The sequence below is a fragment of the Acidiferrobacteraceae bacterium genome, assembly GCA_037388825.1.
In the GTDB taxonomy this organism is placed as follows: Bacteria; Pseudomonadota; Gammaproteobacteria; order Acidiferrobacterales; family JAJDNE01; genus JARRJV01.
Window position 1 is genome coordinate 1 of sequence record JARRJV010000123.1, and the last position, 2,791, is coordinate 2,791.

Sequence of the window (2,791 nt, forward strand, 5' to 3'; positions counted from 1 at the left end):
CAACCGGTGTGAGTGCGAAATACGCCAGGAACACCAGCAAGGACGACAGGAATGCCTGTGTAAATTCGATGCTGCGCAGCATCTCTTTGGACGGGCGCCCGTCGACGAACAGGGCGAGAAACAGGGGGTACCCCGGGCTGCGCATCGCATCCGGCTTGATCTCGGCATCGGGATTGGCGAGGGCTGCAACCGAACGCGAATACACGTTCTTCATGCGAAGGTTGTACGCGTAGGCGAAGTAATCCCGTGCATCGGCCCGAATCGGTGCCTGCACCAGCGTCTGATTCACCATCTGCACGCGGAGGTCGAGACCGATCATGAAAATCACGGCCAGAGCGATGAGCCAGTAGGAACTGCCTGCACCCATATCCTTTCGCAACAGCGTCTCGATTCCGTCGCGCCGGAAGTAAACCCCGATTCGCTGGACGAATCCATCGACAAGCTGATTCATTCCGGCCTCCGCGTCGGCAGCAGATACGAACTGGCGAAATACAACAAGTCGCCACACCCGGTGACCAGACGCAGCAACAGGGCGGCAAGCAAGGCCACACCTTCTCCCACAAGCGGCGTGAGCGCAAACACGATTACCGCCTCCCGGATACCGAGGCCGGCAGGTGCGCCGGGAGTCAGGAAGCCTGCGACCCAGGCCACCGAGAAGATACTGATCACCGGGCCGGCGAGCCGCAGGGATACGCCCGACCCTGCCGCCGCGGCGATCGCGTAAAGCATGGCTCCAACGACCAGAAAGAACGCCATATAGCGAACGTAGAACCCAGCCATCCCCATCGCCACCCGCCAGGCACCGGATTCAGGCTCCCGCTCCGACGCCAGGCCGAACCTGCGCTTGAGCGTCGCGTCGAAAAGTACGGGCGTCGCGATTGCCACCACCATGGCCGCCAGCGCCAGGGTCCTCGGGAAGGCCCCGGCACGAACGTCGCCAAACGCGAGTCCGCAAAAGGCAACCGCGGTCCCGCCAACGACCAGGCCCAGGGCTTCATAGACCGTGGCACCAAGCAAGGCGCCATGGGGCAGTCCCGCAAGGCGGCCGAGCACATGCCGGCCGGCAAAATGGAAGACATTGCCCGGCAGATACTTGGCGATCTGTGTGCGGGCGTAAATGCGGTGACACAACCAGGGATCAACGCGAGTCTGGCCGAACCACAAAAGCAGTCGCCACCACGTGTGGGAAAGAAAGTAGAGAATCAATCCATATCCCGCGGCGCAGATCAGCGCGGTGGCAACAAGGCCTGCGCCCAGATTCTGTTGCAGAATCTGCTCCCGTCCCGCCCAGATCCTGTAGACGAGGTACAGCGCGGCACCCAGGGTAAGCACGTAGCCCCACAAGGGAAACCTGCGCGAATGCGTGGGCGCGCTTATTCCTTCGTCCGGCATAGGGCGATGGTCCACGGCAGGGGCGTGCGCAGTTCGACGAGATCGAAGCGGGTGGCAAGAAAATCCGTGAATCCGCGGGTCGACCAGTGGTTGAGGTGTCCAGGGGTGTTCCCCAGCTGCCCGAGGTACTTGCCGCGCAACAGGTTCAGAACCCGCCACAACGGCTCGCGCGGCACACTGACAAGCAGCCAGGGCCTGGCCAGTGCGGACAGCACCTGCAGCGCCCGCTCCGGCTGCTCCAGATGTTCCAGCACTTCACAGCACACGACGAGGTTGGCGGCATCGACCGCGGGATCGAGGTCATAGATACTGGCGATATTCCATTCCACCTGGTCCACGAGGTCGGTCAGACCGGATCGCGCCACCGCAATCACTTCGCGGGAGAAATCGCTCGCGCGCATCGTGGCATCGAAGGAACACAACATCCGGGTCAGATTGCCCTCTCCGCAACCCACTTCGTGTATGGACGATGGCTCGACCCGCGATACAAGTTCCCGAACTGATTCCAGAAACCTGGAGACCAGAACGCGGGCCAGGGGATTTTTCGTGCCGTACTTGTCATAGACATTGCCGGCGATGATTCCGTCTTCAACGATGGGTTTCTGTTTCATCTTTGTGCGGGGCAACGCCAACGGACTGGCTGTGCTGCAGGACGGTAGTCATCTTTTCCTCGACCTTGCGCGTCCGCCAGTCGATCTCTTCCAGCAGTTTTCGGTTCACCGCGATCAGATCGGCGACCAGCCCGACGACGATCATGAAAAATCCCGTACTGATCAGCAGCGCGGCAAGGATCAGGGACTGCACATGTCCCTCGCCGCTGCCGGAGAAAAAGAAGACGAGAAAACGAACTCCGATCAATATGCCAACAGCGGATATTACTATGCCGGGTACGGCAAAAAAGCGAAACGGCCGGTAGGTCATGAAGATGCGAACAATCGTCAGGAGTGACTTGCGTACATAGCTCGGTATGCTTTTCACGAGCCGTGAGGGACGAAGTTCCTCGTTGACGCGAATGGGTACGGACACGATCGCCATATTCTTTTGCCCCGCCTGGATTATCGTTTCCAGTGTGTACGTATAGTCATTGAACACATGCAGACGCATGGCCGCGTCGCGGCTGAAGGCACGAAAACCGCTGGGTGCGTCCGGTATGGTGGTCTTGCTTGCCAGGCGTACGGCCCAGCTGCCGATCTTCTGCAAAATCTTTTTTGCCGCTGAGAAGTGCCTGATCTCATCGATCGGTCGTTCCCCGATCACGATATCGGCCCGCCCCTCCAGGACGGGCGCCACCAGCGCAGGGATATCCGCCGCATTGTACTGGTTGTCGGCGTCGGTATTCACGATGATATCCGCGCCCGCCGCCAGGGATGCATCGAGGCCGGCAAGGAACGCCTTCGCA

General features: G+C 60.4%; 4 protein-coding genes. All 4 read right to left on the reverse strand.

Annotation, left to right across the window (positions count from 1 at the left end; translation table 11 throughout):
• Positions 1–451 (reverse strand): hypothetical protein (locus P8X48_13160; protein ID MEJ2108251.1); only part of this gene is annotated, 451 nt, incomplete at its 3' end.
• A complete protein-coding gene (locus P8X48_13165) occupies positions 448–1,392 on the reverse strand; it encodes a hypothetical protein (GenBank protein MEJ2108252.1) in 945 nt (314 codons plus the stop codon). The genes P8X48_13165 and P8X48_13160, both read right to left, overlap by 4 nt.
• The gene (locus P8X48_13170) at positions 1,374–2,003 is read right to left on the reverse strand and encodes a class I SAM-dependent methyltransferase (GenBank protein ID MEJ2108253.1); all 630 of its coding nucleotides are present in this window, start codon (positions 2,001–2,003) and stop codon (positions 1,374–1,376) included. Before P8X48_13170 ends, P8X48_13165 begins: the two co-directional genes overlap by 19 nt.
• The coding region (locus P8X48_13175) for a glycosyltransferase family 2 protein (protein ID MEJ2108254.1) at positions 1,981–2,791 on the reverse strand (811 nt) is incomplete at its 5' end. The genes P8X48_13175 and P8X48_13170, both read right to left, overlap by 23 nt.

Excerpts from the sequence above, each read along its gene's own strand:
- P8X48_13170 (MEJ2108253.1), bottom strand. The coding sequence starts at position 2,003 with ATGAAACAGAAACCCATCGTTGAAGACGGAATCATCGCCGGCAATGTC.
- P8X48_13165 (MEJ2108252.1), bottom strand. The coding sequence starts at position 1,392 with ATGCCGGACGAAGGAATAAGCGCGCCCACGCATTCGCGCAGGTTTCCC.